The sequence below is a fragment of the Leifsonia sp. Root4 genome (assembly GCF_001425085.1).
Lineage (GTDB): Bacteria > Actinomycetota > Actinomycetes > Actinomycetales > Microbacteriaceae > Microterricola.
On record NZ_LMDN01000002.1, the window covers coordinates 98,981 to 117,021 of the forward strand.

Consider the following 18,041-nt stretch of genomic DNA (forward strand, 5'->3'; position numbering starts at 1 on the left):
GTTGAGCTGGCGCTGGGCTATTTGCTTTGGGCTCTGCGCCGCTGGTCGATGCCGACCGCAACCAGCAAGATCACGCCGGTGACGACGAGCTGGTAGAACGAGCCGACCCGCATGATGACGAGACCGTTGATCAGGATCGCCGGAATGATCGCGGCAATCATCGAACCGAGGATCGAGGCGCGGCCGCCGAACAGGCTCGTCCCGCCGATGACGACGGCGGCGATGGCGGCCAGGGCGTCGCCCTGGTGGCCCTGGATGTTCGTTGTGAGGAAGCGAGAGATGTCGATGAAACCGACCAGTCCGGCGATGCAGCCCATGATCACGAAGAGTTTCACGCGCTGGCGGCGGATGTTGATGCCGGCGCGTTCGGCTGCTCGCAGCGAGGACCCCATGCCGAGGGTGTGCACACCGAAGCGGAGCTTCGTCATCACGAACCAGGCGATCAGGCCGACCACGATCGCGATGACGGCCGGGATGGGGATGATGCCGAAGAGGTCAGCCGATCCGAAGCCCTTCTGCATGTCGCGCGGCAGCGAGCTCACATTGATTCCGCCCGTGATGATGAAGGCGATGCCGCTGCCTGCGCTCATCATGGCGAGCGTCACGATGAAGGAGCTCACCCGCAGCATGTTCACGAGCGTGGCGTTCACGATTCCGAAGAGCACCCCAGTGGCGACGGCTGCGAGGAATCCGAGCAGGATCGCCATGCCGGCGTTGCTGTAGTCCCCGGCGAGGATCTCCTCTGGGGTGCCACCGAAGAAGGTGATCACCTTCGCGGCGACCACGGAGGAGAGGATGACGTTCGCGCCGATCGATAGGTCGAGCTCACCGGCACCGACAAGGAACGTCATGCCGACGGCGAGCAGGATCAGTTGCGCCGAGTCCAGCGCGAGGTTGCGGAAGTTGCCGGCGCTCAGGAACACGCCATTCGGCGAGAGTACTCCGAAGAGCAAGATGAGCACGACCACGACGACGGCGATCATGAATGCCGTCGAGGTGAGGATCCGGCGCAGGGCGCTCGGCTCGCTGCTGTCGAACGTGACGGCGCCTGGGGGTGTCTGAGTCTGGGTCATGCGGCTTCTCCTTGCGCGGCATCCGACTTCGCGGAGAGCATGGTCGTGAGCACGTCGACGAGCTGAAGCCCGGCTGTCGGCATCTGGGCGACGACCTGCCCGTGCCGCATGATGGCGATGCGGTCGGCGAAGTCGAGCATTTTGGGAATGTCGTGGGAGACGAAGATGACGGCGAGGTCACGGTCGGCTGCCGCCCGTACCGCGTCGTAGACCATCTTCGTCTGCTTGGTTCCGAGGGCCGCTGTCGGCTCGTCCATGACGATCGCCGCGGTCGCCCACATCACGGCACGGGCCACGGCGATGGCCTGGCGCTGACCGCCGGAGAGCGCACTGACGGGGGCGGTGAGTGACGGCACCTGCGCGCCGAGCAGGCTCATGGCCTGCTTGGTGCGCTCACGCATCGTCGGCTCGTCGACCTGTCCGATGAAACGGCCCGGCCCTGTGACGAGCAGCTCGCGGCCGAAGAAGAAATTCTGCACGACAGTGAGGTCCGGCGCCTGGGCGAGGTCCTGGTAGACAATCTCGATGCCGAGTTCCCGTGCGTGCCGGACCGAACTGACGTTGACGGTCTCGCCGCGCAGCACGAGCTCGCCGGCATCCGCTGCGTGCACTCCCGCGATCACATTCGAGAGGGTCGACTTGCCCGCACCGTTGTCACCGATGAGGGCGAGCACCTCGCCGGGGTACGCACGCAACGATGCGCCACGCAGGGCCTGGACATGGCCGAAACTCTTCGTGATGCCGCGGGTTTCAATGACAGGCGCTGGGCCCGGGCCGTGTTCCGCCGGGGGAAAGTCGGAATCCATAGCAGTCTCCAATTGACTAACATCTTTGTTCGCTCTACTTGCACATCGTTCGCTCTACCGAACGACTTCAGCTAAGCAGACGCATGATGTCTGCGCAATGGCTTTTCGCGGATTCATTGTTACGGTCGCGTAAAAGGACCGCGCCGCCGCGGTCTCAGACCGTCGTGGGGTACTGCTGGATAACGAGGAGCCGCCCGCCATTCTCACGCGCGTGATAGCGGTGAGCCTGATCGGCGCGGAAGGTCAACATGTCTCCGGCTTCGAGCAATACTGACGCGCCATCAGGGCCAACCTCAACGAGGCCGTCGACGCAAATCACGCGCTCGATCACGCCGGGGGCGTTGCCACGCGAATCTCGGTGGGCATTCGGCGCCAGAGAGACGATGGATACCTCGACTTCGCCGGAATTCCGCCAGCTCGCCATGAGCTGGGCAATGAACGCGTCGCCCTCCCGGGCAATCACCGGGGCCTCGACGAGCCGCTTGAACTCCGTCTCGCCCACGCCGGCCTGGCCGATGAACAACCCGCCGAGTGACACGTTAAGCGTCTTGGCCAGCGCCCAGAGCGTGTCGAGCGACGGATTGCCGTTGCCTCGCTCGAGCTCAGACACGGTGGACTTGGAAATGCCCGCCTCACGAGCGAGGGCGGAGACACTCATCCCCCGCCGCTCACGCCACTTCCGGATGTTGTTCGCGAGGGGCGACGACGGCTGGCTTTCATTCATAGTGTCGGCTATATTACATATCCATCAACCGTTCGCTCTACCGATCGATTTATATTGCCGGAGAACCCGGCCATTTCGAGGAGACGATTGATGTCACAACGTAGTCACACCATGCTGAACGGCCGTGTCACCGTACTCGGTGCTGAGCGGCATCCGCATGCAGCATCACGACTGGCCGAACAGTGGCCGCAGCTCGAGTGGATCCACGCACCGCAGGGTCGTGCTGTGCCCGAGACGATGCCGACGATCGAGTTGCTCGACGCACCCGCGCTGTCAGAGGGCGCTTTCCGCATTGAGGTCGACGCCCGTGCCGCGCCCCGGATTCGGATTCAGGGCGGGCCGTACTCCGGCGTCATCTACGGCGTCGAGGAGCTCGTGCAGCGGCTCGGAACCAGCGAGCCAGGCGGCATCCGCGTGCCGGTGACCAGCCTCGAGCGCCGGCCGAAGCTCACGTATCGCACGTTCTGGACGTGGGATCACTCGACAAACTGGGAGCTCAACCAGATCGGCCAACAGGAGATCGGGGTCTTCAACCCCTACGGCAAGCCGCCGGGCGGCTTCCTGAAGGATTACAAGCGGATGGTGGATTTCTGCAGCCAGAACCAGATCGCGGCCATCGTGATCTACGGTTTCTTCCGCGATTCGCACGGCGGCGTGGAGGCCGCCCAGGAGCTCACCCGCTACGCCAAGGCGCGGGGTGTTCGAGTTCTGCCCGGCGTCGCGATCGGGGCATACGGCGGCGTCTACTGGGAGGGCAACAACCAATACAACTTGGCTACCTGGCTCACCGAGAACCCCGGCTTCGCAGCCGACATGGAGCGCGGTGTCGGCTTTCAGCTGCAGGATCTCGCATTCCCGCTCAACTTCCCGCGGAGCGACTACACCCGCACGGCCTGCCCATCCGAACCGGCGAACATCGAGTGGATGGCGGACGCACTTGCCTGGCTCGTCGAGACCGTCGACCCCGGGGGCATCAACATCGAGGGCGGAGACTATGGGGTCTGCGGCTGCCCGCGTTGCGTGACACGGCGTGGCGAGCGAGAGGCTGCGAGCCGGCGCGACAACGATGCCGAATTCTGGTCGCACGCAGACATGGCTGACAACTTCCCCAAGCTCTTCAACGCGGCCAGCTCGGCGGGCGACGATCTCTGGTTGTACTGCGAGCTGCAGTGGGACAACCTGCTGGACCCGGCCGCGCATGCCCCGCTGGAGTCGCTGCCGGCCGGAGGGATCTACCAGCACACTTTCAACCGTGGCTACTGGGAACGGGCAAAGAGTGAACTGACGCCCGAGCACGTCGCCGCACTGCCCACGGCGAAGAACGTCATCCGTAGTCAGTTCGCCTGCCAGTGGAACGGCGACGAGCGCACCGAGCGCTACGCGTTCAATGCGCCTGTGTTCGCCGAGCTCTCAAAGAAGGCGGCCGAGGTTGACATGCAGGGCCTCACCGTGTGGGGCGAGCCATCGCCGTTCCATGTGTCGGCGGAACTCAGCTACTTGGCCTTCGGGCGCTTCGGCTACGACCCCTCCCTCACCTGGGAGCAGTTCGTGGCGACGGATGTCGCATCCCGGGTCGGGGGTGCCGCAGAGGCCGAGTCGTTCATCGGACTGATGCAGGAGCTCGACTCCCAGCAATTCATGGCACCCAAGCGTCTGCTCTCGATCCGAGACGAAGCTGTCGACGCGGGACGTAGCCAGTCCGGCGATGCCGTTCGTCGATGGCTTTGGTTGGCGGACCGCGCCAACCAGCGCTCGTACATGGGCTACTGAACACTGCTCGGTGCGGCGGGCGGCGGAGTCGATCCGCCCACCCGCCGCAGCGGCGGCACCTCCTAGAACGAGGTGATCACCACGCGGTTGATCGCCGGGTCCTTGAGTGCCGCGTAGCCCTCGTTGACCTCGTCGAGCGAGATCTCCTTGGAGACGAGGTCGTCGAGGTTGAAGCGGCCCTGCAGGTAGAGCTCGGCGTAGAGCGGGATGTCGCGCTGAAGCGTCGATGAACCCATGTAGACGCCCTGCACGCGCTTCTGGCCGTTGAGCGCGTCGAAGGAGTCGACCGTGAACTGCGTTCCACCCTTGCCGAGTCCGATCAGGTAGAGGCCACCGCCGATGCCGAGCATCTTGAGTCCCTGCTCGGTGACGGACTGGAAGCCGACGAAGTCGAAGACGTGGTCGGCGCCGCCGGTGAGGGCGAGCACGGCCTCGACCGGGTCGGTGGTGGAGGAGTTGATGACGTCGGTGGCGCCGAACTTCTTGGCGGTCTCGAGCTTCGTGTCGTTGAGGTCGATCACGACGATCCGTGAGGCGCCGGCGACGAGTGCACCGTTGACGGCATTGAGGCCGACGCCGCCGGCGCCGATGATCACGACGGAGTCGCCCGCCTGCACATTGGCTGTGTTGAGCACCGCACCGGCACCGGTCACGACGCCGCAACCGAGCAGCGCAGCCTGCGCCCACGGCACCTCCTTCGGCAGCACGACGAGCTGGTTTTCGTGCACGAGCGCCTGCTGGGCGAAGCCGGCGAGGCCAAAGCCCTGGGCGACGGGCTGGCCGTCACGGCTGAGGCGCGGCTCCTGCTCCGGCGTGCGCAGCGTGGCCTCTGGGTGCAGGCAGTTGTAGGAGCGGCCGGCCATGCAGCGGCGGCACTTGCCGCAGGACTGGATCAGGCTGCCGACCACGTGGTCGCCGACGGTGATGCCGGTGACGGTCGGTCCGACAGCGGTGACGACGCCCGCCAGCTCGTGTCCGAAGACGGCGGGCATCGGGAACCCGAGGTCGTTGGTTGCGATGGTGAGATCGGAGTGGCACAGGCCGGAAGCCTTGACCTCGATCAGCACCTCGCCGCCGATCGGGGCTGCGATCTGCACCTCTTCGACGTCGAATCCAGCGTTCACTGCGTTGACAACAACGGCTTTCATGTATTGCTCTCTTTCGTGGAGGAGCGCTTCCGCTCCGAGTTCCCGACAGCCCGCCGGGAGGTCTGTGCTCAGCGCTCACCCGCCGCTGGAGTGTCGCCGCCTGCCCGCCGGAGCGGTTCCTTTGCGACAAACCACGCCGGCATCAGCGCCATCAGCTCGTCGACGATCTCGTCGACGGACTCGGCTCCGTCGCCCTGCATCCATTCGCCCAGCACGGCGAGGGAGCCGCCGGCGATGAAGAGCGCGGCGGCGGCGGCCGAGGTGCGACTCGGGAGTCCCGGCAGCAGCAGCACGGTCTCACGGGTCTGGGCGGCCAGCATGGTGACGACGGTTCGGTGCGCCTGGCTGCCCGCACTCTGCGAGAGCAGCCCGGAGTAGAGCGTGCGGTGCCGATCGATGTGAGCGACAAAGCTCCGGATGCCGGCGCGACCCGCCTCCTCGCCCGTGGCCGTTCCCGCGCTGCGCAGGTGGATGTCGGAGCTGCCGATCTCTTCGAGCGCCTCGCAGAGCACACTCACTGCGAGCTCATCGACACTCGCGAAGTGTGTGTAGAACGCGCTGCGACTGACACCGGCCCTGCGCACGATGTCGCTCACGTTCAGCGCGCTCACCCCGTCGGCGAGCAGCGACTCGACGGCGTCGACGATGGCGCGCCGGGTGCGGGCGGTACGCGGGTCCATCGAGGACTGAATCGTGCGACGGATGTCGTGTTGGGCGGATTCAGCCGCTTCGATGCGTTCCATGCTTCGAGCTTACGCTTTTCTGCACACTTGTCCAGAAAACGTCCGGCCACACCCTGTCGTTCTTAAAAAGGAGTACACTCCTAAATGAGTCGAGTCCGTTTTAGATCGCGGGCCTCGATGTCCGTCGAGTGAGGTGGTGCAGGGATGTCGGAAACGATCGGGCCTGTGCCCGCCGCACCCGGCCGGCGCGAACGCAACAAGGAACAGAAGCAGCAGCGCATCTTCGATGCTGCCGCCGAGCTGTTCGCCGCGCACGGCTACGCGGCCGTCACCACCCAGCAGATTGCCGAGCGGGCAGACGTCGCCACCGGGACGCTGTTCCGCTACGCGACGAGCAAGGCCGAACTGCTGCTCATGGTGCACAACGAGTACTACGGCCGGGCGCTCGACGCGGCAGAGCGAGCCCTCCCCCGGAGCGCCGACGTCGCCGACTGCATTGCCGCGCTGCTCACCCCGATCGTGGAGTCCGGGCGGCAGAGCGACGAGAACACCGCCGCCTACCAGCAGGCCGTGATGTTCGGCGGCCCGAGCGACCGCTACCGCGGCGAGGCGCTGGAGCTCATCGCCCGACTGCAGCGGCGTCTGGCCGACACGCTCACCGAAGCGTGGGTGAGGCTGCACCCGGTCGCGACGGCCACGACCGGCGGCGCCGACGAGCCGGGCGCGACGCCCGATGCCGGGCCGGCGGCCCGCGCGATCTTCGCGGCGTTGCAGCTCGAGACGGCACACGCCACCCTCACCGCCGTGCCGCTCGAGCAGCAGCTCGACGACATCCTGAACCAGGTAGACGTGATATCCCGCGGCTACCTTCACACCGCGCCGGCGCACAACGCCATCAGCGCACAGGGGCCGACTGATCCCAGCCGACTCACAACGAGTAAGGAACAAGGAAATGACTGACATTCGCACCGTCACCGTGCTCGGAACCGGCGTGCTCGGCTCCCAGATCGCCTATCAGGCCGCCTTCAGCGGTTTCGCCGTGACGGCATACGACATCACCGACGAGGTACTCGAGGGCGCCGCGAAGCGCTTCGCCGGGCTCGTCGACACGTACAAGACCGAGGTGGCCGGTGCCGCCGACGGCGCAGCGGATGCCGCGCTCGAGCGCCTCACGCTCAGCAGCGACCTGGCCGCGGCCGTCGCCGACGCCGACCTCGTGATCGAGGCGATCCCCGAGAACCTCGAGATCAAGCGCGACACCTACGCGAAGCTCGCCGAGCTCGCCCCGGCCAAGACGATCTTCGCCACCAACTCCTCCACCCTGCTGCCGAGCGACATGGTCGGCTTCACCGGGCGTCCCGAGCGCTTCCTCGCCCTGCACTTCGCGAACCGCGTCTGGGTGCACAACACCGCCGAGGTCATGGGCACCCCGGAGACCGACCCTGCCGTGTTCGCGGCGGTCTCGAGCTTCGCCGGAGAGATCGGCATGGTCCCGATCGAGATCAAGAAGGAGAAGGCCGGCTACCTGCTGAACTCGCTCCTCGTGCCGTTCCTCAGCGCGGCCGGTGAGTTGCTCGTCGACGGCATCGCCGAGCCCGACGCCATCGACAAGACCTGGCGCATCGGCACCGGCTCCCCCATGGGCCCGTTCCAGATCTACGACATCGTCGGCCTCACCACCGCATACAACGTCAGCGTCAACGGCGGCCCGAAGCAGCAGGCCTTCGCGCAGCTGATCAAGGAGAACTACATCGACCAGGGCAAGCTCGGCGTCGCCACCGGCGAGGGCTTCTACGGCTACCCCGCGAAGTAGCGCCGGGGCCGCCGCCACCACGCCCGGCGCGCTGCATCCGGCGCCCGGCACGTGGCCACGGCCCCGTCGCACGACGACCGGAGGAGATAGGCGGCTCGGGAGGACGGAATCGCGAGATTCCACCTCCCGAGCCGCTTTTCTCCTCCCGTGCCGCCTGACCTCGCAAGTAACTGCACCAAGACCCGCGCCCGGCACTCTCCCAGCTGAGACAGTGCCGGATGCCGCAGAGTAGAAGCTGCGGCATCCGCCCGCTTCGGCCCGTTCAGATTCAGGAGTCCGCGTGACGAGCTCGCTCATCCTCGACATCGTCGTGGGGCTCATCCTGCTCTCCGCCGCCGTCTCCGGCTGGCGGACCGGGCTGTTCCGCAGCGCCTTCGGCGCGCTCGGTCTTATCGCCGGCGGGGTTGCCGCCTACCTGCTGCTGCCGCAGATCTCGGCGTGGGCACCGGCCCCCGAGTGGCGCGCGGCGATCGTGATCGGCAGCGGCGTGCTGCTGCTGATCCTCGGCAACGCGCTCGGCTCCCTCATCGGCGGGCTGCTCAGCCGCGGCATGCGGGTCATCAAGCTCAGCGTGCTCGACCGCCTCGCCGGCATCGCGGTGAGCACCGTCGTCACGGCGCTCGTGCTGGCGACCGTCGCCGGCGGCGTCAGCAGCATGGGCGTTCCGCCCGTCACGCAGACGATCGCGGGCAGCGCGACGCTCGGCACCATCGACCGCCTCACCCCGGACCCGGTCAAATCCTTCCTCGCCGGCGTGCGCGCCTCGGCCGTCAACGAGGCGCTGCCGTGGGTCATCGACACCATCGCGCCGCCGGAGAACATCCCGCCCGTCGCCGACATCGACGCCGGCTCGCCGGCGCTGACAGCGGCCGCGGCATCCGTCGTGCGCATCACCGGCACCGCGCACCAGTGCGGCGTCAGCCTGGTCGGCAGCGGCTTCGTCGTCTCTGACGACCGCGTCGTCACCAACGCGCACGTCGTGGCCGGCGTCGACGAGGCCGTCGTCGAGGCCCCGGGCGAGCCACCGCGCGCGGCCCGCGTCGTCTACTACGACGCCGCGACCGACCTGGCCGTGCTCGCCGTCGGCGATCTGGATGCCGCAGCCCTCCCCCTCGGCAGCCAGCTCACGCGCGGCGCCGGCGCGGCCGTGCAGGGTTACCCCTTCGGCGGGCCGTTCGTCTCGCTGCCGGCCACCGTGGCCGAGGTGACGCCGATCCCGCGCGCCGACGGAAGCCTCAGCCGCGAGGTCTACGCACTCACCGCCGACATCAACCAGGGCAACTCGGGCGGCCCGCTGCTCAACCCGGACGGCGCCGTCGTGGGCGTGGTCTTCGCCAAGTCGGCCGTCGTCGACGACATCGGCTACGCGCTCACGCTCGCCGAGCTGGCGCCGGTGGCCGCCGCGGCGCCCGGCCTCGGCGACTCCGTCTCCACGGGCGTCTGCGCGGGCTAGGCTGTCGCCACCCGTTCGTCCGCACGAAAGGATCGGCCCATGACCGCGCACGACCCGAGCCCGCTCCACCTCGACCCCACCGACGAGGTGCAGGGCCGCGCGATCGCCCGCCTCGAGAGTGAACGGATCGGCTGGCTCACGAGCATCCGCGCCGACGGCTTCCCGCACGCGGTGCCGATCTGGTTCCTCTGGCACGACGGTGAGCTGATCGTGCTGAGCGAGCCCGGCGCCGCGAAGGTGCGCAACATCCGCGGCAACTCGAAGGTGCTCCTACACCTCGAAGCGGGCGCCAACGGCGACCAGCTCACCGTGCTGCAGGGCCTCGCCGAGATCTCTGCAGACCCGACGGCGGGCTGGATCGACCGGATCGGGGTGCCATACGGCGCGAAGTACACGACGGGCCTCGGCGACCTCCGCCTCACGATGCAGAGCATGGCCGCGCAGTACAACACCGTCATCCGCATCACGCCGACGAAACTCATCGCCTGGTAGCGGGTCGGTCCACCCCGCAACTCACAGCCGCCATGCAGCTTCGGCGGAACACTCCGGCCGCGCCATCCGTTCTCCTCAGTGACTCCGAATACTCGGTGTCCGCAACACCAGGAGGAATGACGTGTCACACGATTACAGCAAGACTCCCGAGGCTCTCGCCCGCCTCACCCCCGCGCAGTACCGGGTCACGCAGGAGGCCGGCACGGAGCCGGCCTTCCGCAACGAGTACTGGAACAACCACGAGGCCGGCATCTACGTCGACGTCGTCTCGGGCCAGCCACTGTTCGCCTCGACCGACAAGTACGACAGCCGCACCGGCTGGCCGAGCTTCACCAAGCCGATCGAGCCGGATGCCGTCACTGAGAAGGTCGACCGCGCCCTCTTCATGAAGCGCGTCGAGGTGCTCTCGAGCGGCGCGGGCAGCCACCTCGGGCACGTCTTCACCGACGGGCCAGCGGATGCCGGCGGCCTCCGCTACTGCATGAACTCCGCGTCGCTGCGTTTCGTGCCGCTCGCACAGCTCGAGGCGGAGGGGTACGGTCGATACCGGTCGTTGTTCCCCACATCGGGCGCCCCGGCATCCGATGCACCGCCAGCTGAGACCACCGCAGAAACCACCACCGACCCCCACCAAGGAGAACGCAGCATGAGCACCGCAACCGAAACCGCCATCCTTGCCGGCGGGTGTTTCTGGGGCATGCAGGAACTGATCCGCAAGCGCCCTGGCGTCATCTCGACGCGGGTCGGCTACAGCGGAGGCGACGTGCCGAACGCGACCTACCGCCACCACGGCACGCACGCCGAGGCGATCGAGATCGTCTTCGACCCGAGCGTGACCAGCTACCGGGAGCAGCTCGAGTTCTTCTTCCAGGTGCACGACCCGACCACGCCGAACCGCCAGGGCAACGACCGCGGCACCAGCTACCGCTCGGCCATCTTCACGCTGAGCCCGGAGCAGGACGCGATCGCCCGCGACACCATCGCCGACGTCGACGCCTCCGGTCTCTGGCCCGGCAAGGTCGTCACCACGGTGTCGCCGGCCGGCCCGTTCTGGGAGGCCGAGGAAGAGCACCAGGACTACCTCGAGAAGTACCCGAACGGCTACACCTGCCACTTCGTGCGCCCGGGCTGGGTGCTGCCGAAGCGCGACACCGCCGCGGTCTAGGCCACGGACCGCGCCCTCGATCGGAGCTTCCGCCGAGGGCGCGTCTGTCTCGAAAACAGGCGGCAATCGCGGCTGCGCGCCGCAGCAGCCTGTTTTCGCACACGGTCGCACGAATCTGCCTGTTTCGCGCGCACCTAGACGGTGCGGAGTCGCACCCGCACTCGGTCAACGCACCGCTCCACGACGGTTCCGTCGCGGAGCGGTGCGGCAATCGCGACAAGTGCGCTGGCGATCTCCTCGGCGTCGAAACCACAACTGCATCCGCCATCAACCGCGTCGCCGTGTGTTGCCTCGAGGCACGCGACGTAACCTTCGTAGCTGAGCCCCTCGAGGTCTCGCACCAGCGCCGTCGAGGTGACCTCACCGCTGACGATGCCGCAGAAGGTGATCCCGCAGTCGCACCATGCGCTGTAGGGAAACCGCCTGCTGTCTGGGCAGACATCGACCATGTAGACGAGTTCGCCCTCGATGGCGTCCATCACATCGCTGGGCCGGGTGCCCTGACCCAGCTCACTTGCAACCAGCACCTTCATCGTTCTCTCCAGCCCGGCACGAGCGTCTTCGATTGATTGCCCCGAGGCTACGCCGGGCCACCGACAGCCCTCGCGCACAGAGAACGGGCGCAGAGAGAACGGGCACAGAGAAGGGGCACCCCTCGATCGCTCGACGGATGCCCCTTTTACCGCTGTGGTCGCGCTAGTGAGCGACCTCGGCCACGGCGGGCTCCGCCACCGGCTCCGACAGATCGCGGGTGCGCGACACCGAGCCGTCCGGACCCTCGAAGCGTCGGCCCCAGCCCGTGACGATCGCAATGATCATCACGGCGGTCAGCACGAGCGGGTAGAGCGCGCCGAGGAAGATCTGCGTGGTGCTGAGCGCCGGAACTCCGTCATAGCCGCTCGTGAGCAGCGCCGCGATGAAGAGGAACGCGCTGAGGAACGGCACGACGCAGGAGATACCCATCGCGAAGCAGTCCATGATGTTCGAGCGGCGATACGGGTGCAGGTTCATCCGCGAGCCGATTTCGTCGGCCACCGGGCCGAAGGTCATCATCGAGGCCGAGTTGACGCCGCCGAAGAGCACGGTGGTCGCGCTGGCGCCGATTGCGATGGCCGCCTCCGCGCCGCGCGGTGTGCGGGCCAGCTTGCCGCGCACGAGGGCGTCAACGACACGGTCGAGCACGCCGGCAGCGGTGAGCACGCCCATGATTCCGAACACCGAGATCACGAGAGCCACGGTGCCGAGCATGCTCGCCACACCGCCGACGAGGAAGCCGGTCGGCGCGCCATCCGTCACGCCGAGCACGTCGCTCGGAACGATCAGGCCGGCCAGCAGACCGGTGATCGTACCGAGCACCAAACCGACCGAGACCGCCTTGAAGATGTCGCGGGTGAGGAAGGCCACGACCAGCATGATCGTGATCGGGACGAGCATGATGAGTGCGGTCGGGTTGGCGCTGGCCTCCAGGATGGCGTCTGCTCCACCCTGCGGCGTTCCGTTGCCGCCGAAGATTGCGAAGAGCACGGCGCTGATGCCCGCGGCCGTCAATGCGTAGCGGGCCCTCGAGGACACGACACCCGCAATGTCGGCGACGCCTGCCTTGCGGCGGAAGCGCTGCGTGGACGAGGAGATGATCGTGGTGTCGCTGATCGGGGCCAGGTTGTCGCCGAAGATCGCGCCGGAGACGATCGCGCCGGCAAGCAGTGCGGGGTCCGCGCCGAGCAGTACGCCGGCCGGGTAGAAGATCGGGAACGCCGTGAACATGGTGCCGATCGATGAGCCGGTCGCCATGGCCACGACGCAGACCGTGAGGAAGGCGAAGAGGGTGAAGCCGCCGCCGCCGATGCCGATCGAGGTGCCGATCCAGACGAATCCGCCAGAGACGTTGGTCGCCTTGACGAGCTCGGAGAACATGCCGATGACGAGCAGGATGACGACGATCGAAACCGACGTCGGGCTGCCGATGCCGCGCATGACGGCATCCCAGAAGGCGCCATAGTTGCGGGCGAACACGGCGCCGATGAGGAGGGCGACGATGCCGCTCATCGCCAGGGCTGTCATGTCGAAGGCCTTGAATACGACGAAGAAGAGGACGCAGAGCGAGAGGAACACGGCGATGGGGATGAAGGCCATCAGCCACCCCCCTCGGAAGGTCAGGCTCGGGTGCTTGGTCATACTGGTTCCTCTCGTCACGACTCTGTGATCTCCGCGTTTCGCTGGCCGGAGTGTGCACTCAGTATCCACAAGTCGACGAGAAAATGCAATAAGACTGCACATGCCTTCGGTCGGGTTCGCCGCGTCAACGCCTTAATTAAAGTGGACTCAGACCAAATCGGAGGAAATACTGTTTAGATTCGTGCAGCTAGAGTGCACAAGAGTGTGCAGTCTGTGTGTAGAGTGACGTCATGATCGGAACACGGTTGCGAGAGCTCCGCACTGCCAGAGGATTGAGTCTGCGCAGTCTCGCGGAGGAGACAGGGTTGTCGGCCACGTTGCTCAGTCAGATCGAGCGTGGGGTGACAGAGCCGAGCCTCAAATCGCTGCGTTTGGTGGCCGACGTGTTCGGCCAGTCCGTCGCCATGCTCTTCGACGAGGGCGCCGTGCAGGCCGTGCACATCAGCCATGCCGGCGAGCGCTCGAAGATCTCCTCGCCGCGTGGGCACATCCAGTACGAACGTCTGATGCCGGGCAATGCCCAGCTCGCCGTTCTGCGCGGCGTGCTCGAACCGGGCGAGTCCTCGAGCGACGAGCCGTGGTCGCACGTCGCGATCGAGTGCGCCTATGTGCTGACGGGAGTGCTCACCGTCATGGTCGGCGACTCCGCGCACGAGGTGGTCGCCGGCGATGCCATCACGATCGATTCGAGCCAGCCCCACCGCTACCGCAACACCACAAACCACACGGTCGAGTTCATCCTCTCGGTGAACCCGCCCACACCATAGGAGGATCAGAGTGGATCGCAATTCCGTCGAGTGGACCGGATACATCCCGGCCATCACCACCCCGTTCACGCAGGACGGCGAGCTGGACTTCGCCGGCTTCGAGCAGCAGCTCGGCTGGCTGGTCGAGCAGCGCATGCACGGCGTCATCCTGGGGGGCACCACCGGCGAGTGGTTCAGCCTCAACGACGATGAGCGCGCCCAGCTGTTCAGCGAGGGAGCGAAGAACGTCGACGGCGCCATGTGGGTTCTCGGCGGATGCAACGCCTTCACCCAGCAGGAGGCGATCCGGCATGCGCACGCCGCCGAGAAGGCCGGCCTCGACGGCATCCTCGTCACACCCCCGCCCTACGTCGTGCCCACCCGGCGCGAGATCGTCAAGTTCTACCAGGACATCTCGGATGCCAGCGACATCCCCATCTGCATCTACAACTGGCCGCGTGGGTGCATCGTCGACCTCGACACCGAACTGCTCACCGAGCTGGCGCAGATCGAGAACGTCGTGGCGATCAAGAACTCCACCGGAAACACCAAGGCCTTCCTCGACGGCCTCTACGCACTGAGCGGCACCGTGCGCTACTTCGGCATCCCGACCAGCCCGCTCGGCGCCGACCTCGTCTCGCTCGGCTACGGCGACGGCCTGATGGGCTCCGGCGCCCCGCTCGGCTCGGCGCACCCCGACTTCTGGCGTGCCCTCGCCGACGGCGACAAGGACCGCGCTTTGGAGCTCGGCGCCCGCGACCGCGTCGTGATGCAGCGCTGGTTCACCCAGGACTACGGCGCCCAGTTCGGCAACGCTCAGGCGATCATGAAGACGGCGCTGCGCCTGCAGGGCGTTCCGGCCGGCTTCGTGCGCGACCCGCTGCTCGAGCTCACGCCCGACGAGGTGCGCATCGTCGAGGCCACGCTGAACGAGCTCGGCATCGAGACCGTACCGCTGCCATGACCGAGCACCGCGACGTCGTCGTCGTCGGCGGCGGCCTGCTGGGCACCGCGCTCAGCTGGATGCTCGCCCGCGACGGCGTCGACGTGGCCCTGCTCGAACGCGACCAGCTGAACCAGCACGCCTCGGGGCAGAACGCCGGCAGCCTGCACTTCCAGCTCGAGTACCGCATGCTCGAGCACGGCATCGAGGCGGCCCGTCAGGCCGCGGAGGCGATGCCGTTGCACCTGGATGCCGCACGGCTCTGGGCCGGCCTTGGCGATGAGCTCGGCGAATCGCTCGGCGTCGTGCAGAAGGGCGGGCTGATGCTCGCCGAGACGGCAGAGCAGGCCGCCGTGCTCGAACAGAAGTCGGAGCTGGAACGTTCCTGGGGCCTGGACGTCACCCTGCTCGACGGCGATCAGGTGCGCGCGATCGCGCCGTACCTCTCTGACTCCGTCGTCGCCGCGGCCTACTGTCCGATCGAGGGCAAGGCCGACACCCGCACGGCGGGGCCAGCCCTCGCGCGGGGAGCGGCCAGGCTCGGCGCCGACATCCGCACCCGCAGCCGCGTGGTCTCGATGACCCGCGCCGGAGGCTCCTGGTTGCTCGGCGTCGAGACCAGCGAGCCCGACGGCGCGACCCGGCGCTCGGAGATCCGCACGGAAGCCGTCATCCTGGCCGGTGGTGTCTGGACGACCGAGCTGGGCGCGATGCTCGGCGCCAGTCTGCCGACGATCGCCCTCGCGCTCACCATGACGGTGACGCTGAAGACCGAGAAATTCATTCCGCACCTCGTGCAGCACGCCGGCGCGAAACTGTCGCTCAAGCAGTCGCTCGACGGCAATGTGCTGATCGGCGGCGGCTGGCCGGCCCGCCTGCCCGTCGACCGCCATGGCAACCCCGACCTCGATGCACGGCCGGAGCTGCTCCGGGCCTCCGTGGCCGGCAATGCCCGCGCGGCCATCGGCGTCGTTCCCCGCGTCGCCGCGCTGCCCGCCCTCCGCACCTGGGTGGGCACCACCACCGTGACCCCCGACCAGCTGCCGCTCGTCGGCGCGGTGCCCGACTGCCCCGGCGTCTTCGTCGCCACCGGCGGTTCCGCCTTCACCCTCGGGCCGAGTTTTGCCCGCGTGCTCAGCGAGATGGTGCAGGGGCGCCCACCGAGCATGGACCTCTCCCCCTACGACCCCCGCCGCTATGGAGGTGCCCGTGTCTGACGCAAATCGTGACCAGGTCGCACGTTCGGAAGCCCGCCGTTTGGAGGCCGAACGCGGCGCGCCGATCGAGATCAGCTTCAATGGCCGCCCCGTGCCGTGCTTCGACGGCGAGACCCTCGCCACCGCCCTGCTCGCCGACGGCGTCAGCGAGTTCGGCACCACGCGCAGCGGTGCGCCGCGGCAGCCGCTCTGCAACATGGGCACCTGTTTCGACTGCGTGCTCGTGGTCGACGGCGTCCCGCTCACCCGTTCCTGCCTCACCTATGCCGTCGACGGCATGACAACCGAATCGTCCCGAGGTGCCTGAGATGACTGAATTCTCCGAGACGCCCGATCCGTCGGTCCTCGTTTACGACCTCGCCGTCGTCGGTGCCGGCCCCGCGGGCATCGCGGCCGCCCTCGCCGCCGCTTCCGAGGGCGCCCGAGTGGTCGTCATCGACGAGCAGCGTCGCCCCGGCGGCCAGATCTTCCGCCGGCCGCCGCGGGAGTTCCCCGGAGCCACAGCGAAGTTCTCAGCCGGGTACCCCTGGGCCTACGATCTGCTGGAGCGAGCGGATGCCGCATCCGGGATCACCTGGATGCACGAGACGACGGCCTTCGGCGTGTTTCGCGATCGGCCGGAGGGCAGCCTGCAGGGCAACGCCGATCCCAGCCCGGACGGCATCCAGCTCGCCGTGAGCGGACCTGACGGTGCCGTACGGCTCCCCGTGCGTCGCCTGCTGATCGCGACCGGTGCCTACGATCTGCCCGTCGCGATTCCCGGCTGGACTCTGCCCGGCGTGATGATGGCCGGCGCCGTTCAGGGCTTCATCAAGAGCCAGCGCCTGCTCGTCTCTGAGCGTCTGGTGCTGGCCGGCTCCCACCCGTTGCTGCTCGTCGTCGCCGACCAGCTGCGCGCAGCCGGGGCTGACATCGCCGAGATTGCGTTCGCCCGCGGCCTGCCGTCGCCGCGCGAGATGCTTGCCGCGCTGCCCGCCGTGCCCGGTCACACCCGGCTCTTCGCCGAGACCGGTGTGGCGGTGGCACGCCTGCTCGCGGCCGGCGTGCGCATCAGCACGAACACGGTCGCGACCCGCGCCCTCGGCACCGACCGGGTGGATGGCGCCGAACTCGCCCGCGTCGATGCGAACTGGCGGGTCACCGGCAAGCCTCGTATCGTGCCTGCGTCGACGCTGGTGCTCGGCTACGGTTTCCAGGCCTCGACCGAGCTCGCCAGGCAGGCCGGATGCGGCATGCTCTACAACTCGGCCAAAGGTGGCTGGATCGTCGGCCACGACGCGAACATGGCGACATCCAGCCCCGGCATCTACGTGGCGGGCGAACCGACCGGTGTGGCCGGAGCCGAACAGTCACGTGCGGAGGGCCACCTGGCCGGGCTGGCCGTCGCGCGGGATCTCGGGCTCGGGGCCGCGCCGGCATCCGCTCTCGACGACGCTCGGCACGCCGTTGCGCACGCGCAGAAGTTCTCGACCGTGGTGCAGCGCATGTTCGCGCCGAACCGCAAGGGTCTCGCCGCGCTCGCGACGCCGGAGACCACGGTGTGCCGCTGCGAACTCGTGACGCGGGAGCACGTGACGGGCGTGCTCGCGCACAACCCGCACCTCTCCTCGGCCAGCGGCGTGAAGCTCGAGTGCCGCAGCGGGATGGGGCCGTGCCAGGGCCGCTACTGCGAGACGACGGTCGCCTCGCTGGTGGCGCTCGAACGTGGCCGGTCGATGGCGGATGTCGGCAACTTCACCGCGCACGTGCCGGTCAAGCCAGTGCCGGTGAGCGCTCTGACCGTGCTCGACGGACCGTAGGACCTTCGCTACGAACGTTCGCCACGGCTGGCAC

At 67.7% G+C, this 18,041-nt stretch carries 18 protein-coding genes; 11 read left to right on the forward strand and 7 right to left on the reverse strand.

Annotated features, from left to right (window positions below; all coding sequences use genetic code 11):
- Positions 1 to 17: 17 nt before the first annotated feature.
- From ASC66_RS06620 to ASC66_RS06630, 3 genes are all read right to left on the reverse strand, one after another.
- Entirely contained in the window at positions 18 to 1,073 is a 1,056-nt protein-coding gene (locus ASC66_RS06620) for an ABC transporter permease (protein WP_082492102.1), read from the reverse strand.
- Positions 1,070 to 1,879 carry an ATP-binding cassette domain-containing protein gene (locus ASC66_RS06625; protein WP_055836722.1) on the reverse strand — a complete coding sequence of 270 codons (810 nt, stop codon included), beginning with the start codon at positions 1,877 to 1,879 and terminating at the stop codon, positions 1,070 to 1,072. The genes ASC66_RS06620 and ASC66_RS06625 overlap by 4 nt, the downstream gene beginning before the upstream one ends.
- Positions 1,880 to 2,033: 154 nt before the next feature.
- Positions 2,034 to 2,603: a helix-turn-helix domain-containing protein gene (locus ASC66_RS06630; protein ID WP_055836725.1), complete on the reverse strand. Its 570-nt coding sequence runs from the start codon at positions 2,601 to 2,603 to the stop codon at positions 2,034 to 2,036.
- A 90-nt stretch (positions 2,604 to 2,693) separates the two neighbouring features.
- Between ASC66_RS06630 and ASC66_RS06635 the strand changes: the two genes are divergently transcribed.
- The gene (locus ASC66_RS06635) at positions 2,694 to 4,373 is read left to right on the forward strand and encodes a hypothetical protein (protein ID WP_157509687.1); all 1,680 of its coding nucleotides are present in this window, start codon (positions 2,694 to 2,696) and stop codon (positions 4,371 to 4,373) included.
- 62 nt (positions 4,374 to 4,435) lie between these two features.
- Here the strand turns inward: ASC66_RS06635 and ASC66_RS06640 are convergent, their stop codons facing one another.
- Both ASC66_RS06640 and ASC66_RS06645 read right to left on the reverse strand, forming a co-directional pair.
- Positions 4,436 to 5,521, reverse strand: a complete 1,086-nt coding sequence (locus ASC66_RS06640; protein ID WP_055836730.1) for a zinc-binding dehydrogenase — start codon at positions 5,519 to 5,521, stop codon at positions 4,436 to 4,438.
- Positions 5,522 to 5,589: 68 nt separating this feature from the next.
- The gene (locus tag ASC66_RS06645) at positions 5,590 to 6,264 is read right to left on the reverse strand and encodes a TetR/AcrR family transcriptional regulator (RefSeq protein WP_055836732.1); all 675 of its coding nucleotides are present in this window, start codon (positions 6,262 to 6,264) and stop codon (positions 5,590 to 5,592) included.
- A gap of 144 nt (positions 6,265 to 6,408) precedes the next feature.
- Between ASC66_RS06645 and ASC66_RS06650 the strand changes: the two genes are divergently transcribed.
- The 5 genes from ASC66_RS06650 to ASC66_RS17785 all read left to right on the forward strand — a co-directional run bounded on the left by ASC66_RS06650 (position 6,409) and on the right by ASC66_RS17785 (position 11,127).
- Positions 6,409 to 7,164: a TetR/AcrR family transcriptional regulator gene (locus ASC66_RS06650; RefSeq protein ID WP_055836734.1), complete on the forward strand. Its 756-nt coding sequence runs from the start codon at positions 6,409 to 6,411 to the stop codon at positions 7,162 to 7,164.
- Positions 7,157 to 8,017 carry a 3-hydroxyacyl-CoA dehydrogenase gene (locus ASC66_RS06655; RefSeq protein WP_055836737.1) on the forward strand — a complete coding sequence of 287 codons (861 nt, stop codon included), beginning with the start codon at positions 7,157 to 7,159 and terminating at the stop codon, positions 8,015 to 8,017. The genes ASC66_RS06650 and ASC66_RS06655 overlap by 8 nt, the downstream gene beginning before the upstream one ends.
- Before the next feature lie 280 nt (positions 8,018 to 8,297).
- Positions 8,298 to 9,470, forward strand: a complete 1,173-nt coding sequence (locus ASC66_RS06660; RefSeq protein WP_055836740.1) for a MarP family serine protease — start codon at positions 8,298 to 8,300, stop codon at positions 9,468 to 9,470.
- 39 nt (positions 9,471 to 9,509) lie between these two features.
- Positions 9,510 to 9,962 carry a pyridoxamine 5'-phosphate oxidase family protein gene (locus ASC66_RS06665; RefSeq protein ID WP_055836743.1) on the forward strand — a complete coding sequence of 151 codons (453 nt, stop codon included), beginning with the start codon at positions 9,510 to 9,512 and terminating at the stop codon, positions 9,960 to 9,962.
- A gap of 121 nt (positions 9,963 to 10,083) precedes the next feature.
- On the forward strand, positions 10,084 to 11,127 hold the full coding sequence (locus ASC66_RS17785; RefSeq protein WP_082492103.1) for a bifunctional methionine sulfoxide reductase B/A protein: 1,044 nt from the start codon (positions 10,084 to 10,086) through the stop codon (positions 11,125 to 11,127).
- Between the two features lie 134 nt (positions 11,128 to 11,261).
- Here the strand turns inward: ASC66_RS17785 and ASC66_RS06675 are convergent, their stop codons facing one another.
- Entirely contained in the window at positions 11,262 to 11,660 is a 399-nt protein-coding gene (locus ASC66_RS06675) for a DUF7715 family protein (protein ID WP_055836746.1), read from the reverse strand.
- Positions 11,661 to 11,823: 163 nt separating this feature from the next.
- A complete protein-coding gene (locus ASC66_RS06680; RefSeq protein ID WP_055836748.1) occupies positions 11,824 to 13,302 on the reverse strand; it encodes a Na+/H+ antiporter NhaC family protein in 1,479 nt (492 codons plus the stop codon).
- 230 nt (positions 13,303 to 13,532) lie between these two features.
- Between ASC66_RS06680 and ASC66_RS06685 the strand changes: the two genes are divergently transcribed.
- Genes ASC66_RS06685 through ASC66_RS06705 form a run of 5 tightly spaced genes read left to right on the forward strand, consistent with a single transcriptional unit; the run spans position 13,533 to position 18,007 of the window.
- The gene (locus tag ASC66_RS06685) at positions 13,533 to 14,069 is read left to right on the forward strand and encodes a helix-turn-helix domain-containing protein (protein ID WP_055836751.1); all 537 of its coding nucleotides are present in this window, start codon (positions 13,533 to 13,535) and stop codon (positions 14,067 to 14,069) included.
- Between the two features lie 10 nt (positions 14,070 to 14,079).
- A complete protein-coding gene (locus ASC66_RS06690; RefSeq protein WP_055836754.1) occupies positions 14,080 to 15,012 on the forward strand; it encodes a dihydrodipicolinate synthase family protein in 933 nt (310 codons plus the stop codon).
- Complete coding sequence (locus ASC66_RS06695; protein WP_055836756.1) at positions 15,009 to 16,208, forward strand: NAD(P)/FAD-dependent oxidoreductase; 1,200 nt, start codon at positions 15,009 to 15,011, stop codon at positions 16,206 to 16,208. Before ASC66_RS06690 ends, ASC66_RS06695 begins: the two co-directional genes overlap by 4 nt.
- Entirely contained in the window at positions 16,201 to 16,515 is a 315-nt protein-coding gene (locus tag ASC66_RS06700) for a (2Fe-2S)-binding protein (protein ID WP_235496742.1), read from the forward strand. The genes ASC66_RS06695 and ASC66_RS06700 overlap by 8 nt, the downstream gene beginning before the upstream one ends.
- Before the next feature lies 1 nt (position 16,516).
- Positions 16,517 to 18,007, forward strand: coding sequence for an FAD-dependent oxidoreductase (locus ASC66_RS06705; RefSeq protein ID WP_055836762.1), 1,491 nt, complete (start codon positions 16,517 to 16,519; stop codon positions 18,005 to 18,007).
- Positions 18,008 to 18,041 lie beyond the last annotated feature (34 nt).

Excerpts from the sequence above, each read along its gene's own strand:
- ASC66_RS06640 (WP_055836730.1), bottom strand. The coding sequence starts at position 5,521 with ATGAAAGCCGTTGTTGTCAACGCAGTGAACGCTGGATTCGACGTCGAA.
- ASC66_RS06635 (WP_157509687.1), top strand. The coding sequence starts at position 2,694 with ATGTCACAACGTAGTCACACCATGCTGAACGGCCGTGTCACCGTACTC.
- ASC66_RS06620 (WP_082492102.1), bottom strand. The coding sequence starts at position 1,073 with ATGACCCAGACTCAGACACCCCCAGGCGCCGTCACGTTCGACAGCAGC.
- ASC66_RS06665 (WP_055836743.1), top strand. The coding sequence starts at position 9,510 with ATGACCGCGCACGACCCGAGCCCGCTCCACCTCGACCCCACCGACGAG.
- ASC66_RS06685 (WP_055836751.1), top strand. The coding sequence starts at position 13,533 with ATGATCGGAACACGGTTGCGAGAGCTCCGCACTGCCAGAGGATTGAGT.
- ASC66_RS06630 (WP_055836725.1), bottom strand. The coding sequence starts at position 2,603 with ATGAATGAAAGCCAGCCGTCGTCGCCCCTCGCGAACAACATCCGGAAG.
- ASC66_RS06695 (WP_055836756.1), top strand. The coding sequence starts at position 15,009 with ATGACCGAGCACCGCGACGTCGTCGTCGTCGGCGGCGGCCTGCTGGGC.
- ASC66_RS06655 (WP_055836737.1), top strand. The coding sequence starts at position 7,157 with ATGACTGACATTCGCACCGTCACCGTGCTCGGAACCGGCGTGCTCGGC.
- ASC66_RS06680 (WP_055836748.1), bottom strand. The coding sequence starts at position 13,302 with ATGACCAAGCACCCGAGCCTGACCTTCCGAGGGGGGTGGCTGATGGCC.
- ASC66_RS06650 (WP_055836734.1), top strand. The coding sequence starts at position 6,409 with ATGTCGGAAACGATCGGGCCTGTGCCCGCCGCACCCGGCCGGCGCGAA.
- ASC66_RS06645 (WP_055836732.1), bottom strand. The coding sequence starts at position 6,264 with ATGGAACGCATCGAAGCGGCTGAATCCGCCCAACACGACATCCGTCGC.
- ASC66_RS06625 (WP_055836722.1), bottom strand. The coding sequence starts at position 1,879 with ATGGATTCCGACTTTCCCCCGGCGGAACACGGCCCGGGCCCAGCGCCT.
- ASC66_RS06705 (WP_055836762.1), top strand. The coding sequence starts at position 16,517 with ATGACTGAATTCTCCGAGACGCCCGATCCGTCGGTCCTCGTTTACGAC.
- ASC66_RS06675 (WP_055836746.1), bottom strand. The coding sequence starts at position 11,660 with ATGAAGGTGCTGGTTGCAAGTGAGCTGGGTCAGGGCACCCGGCCCAGC.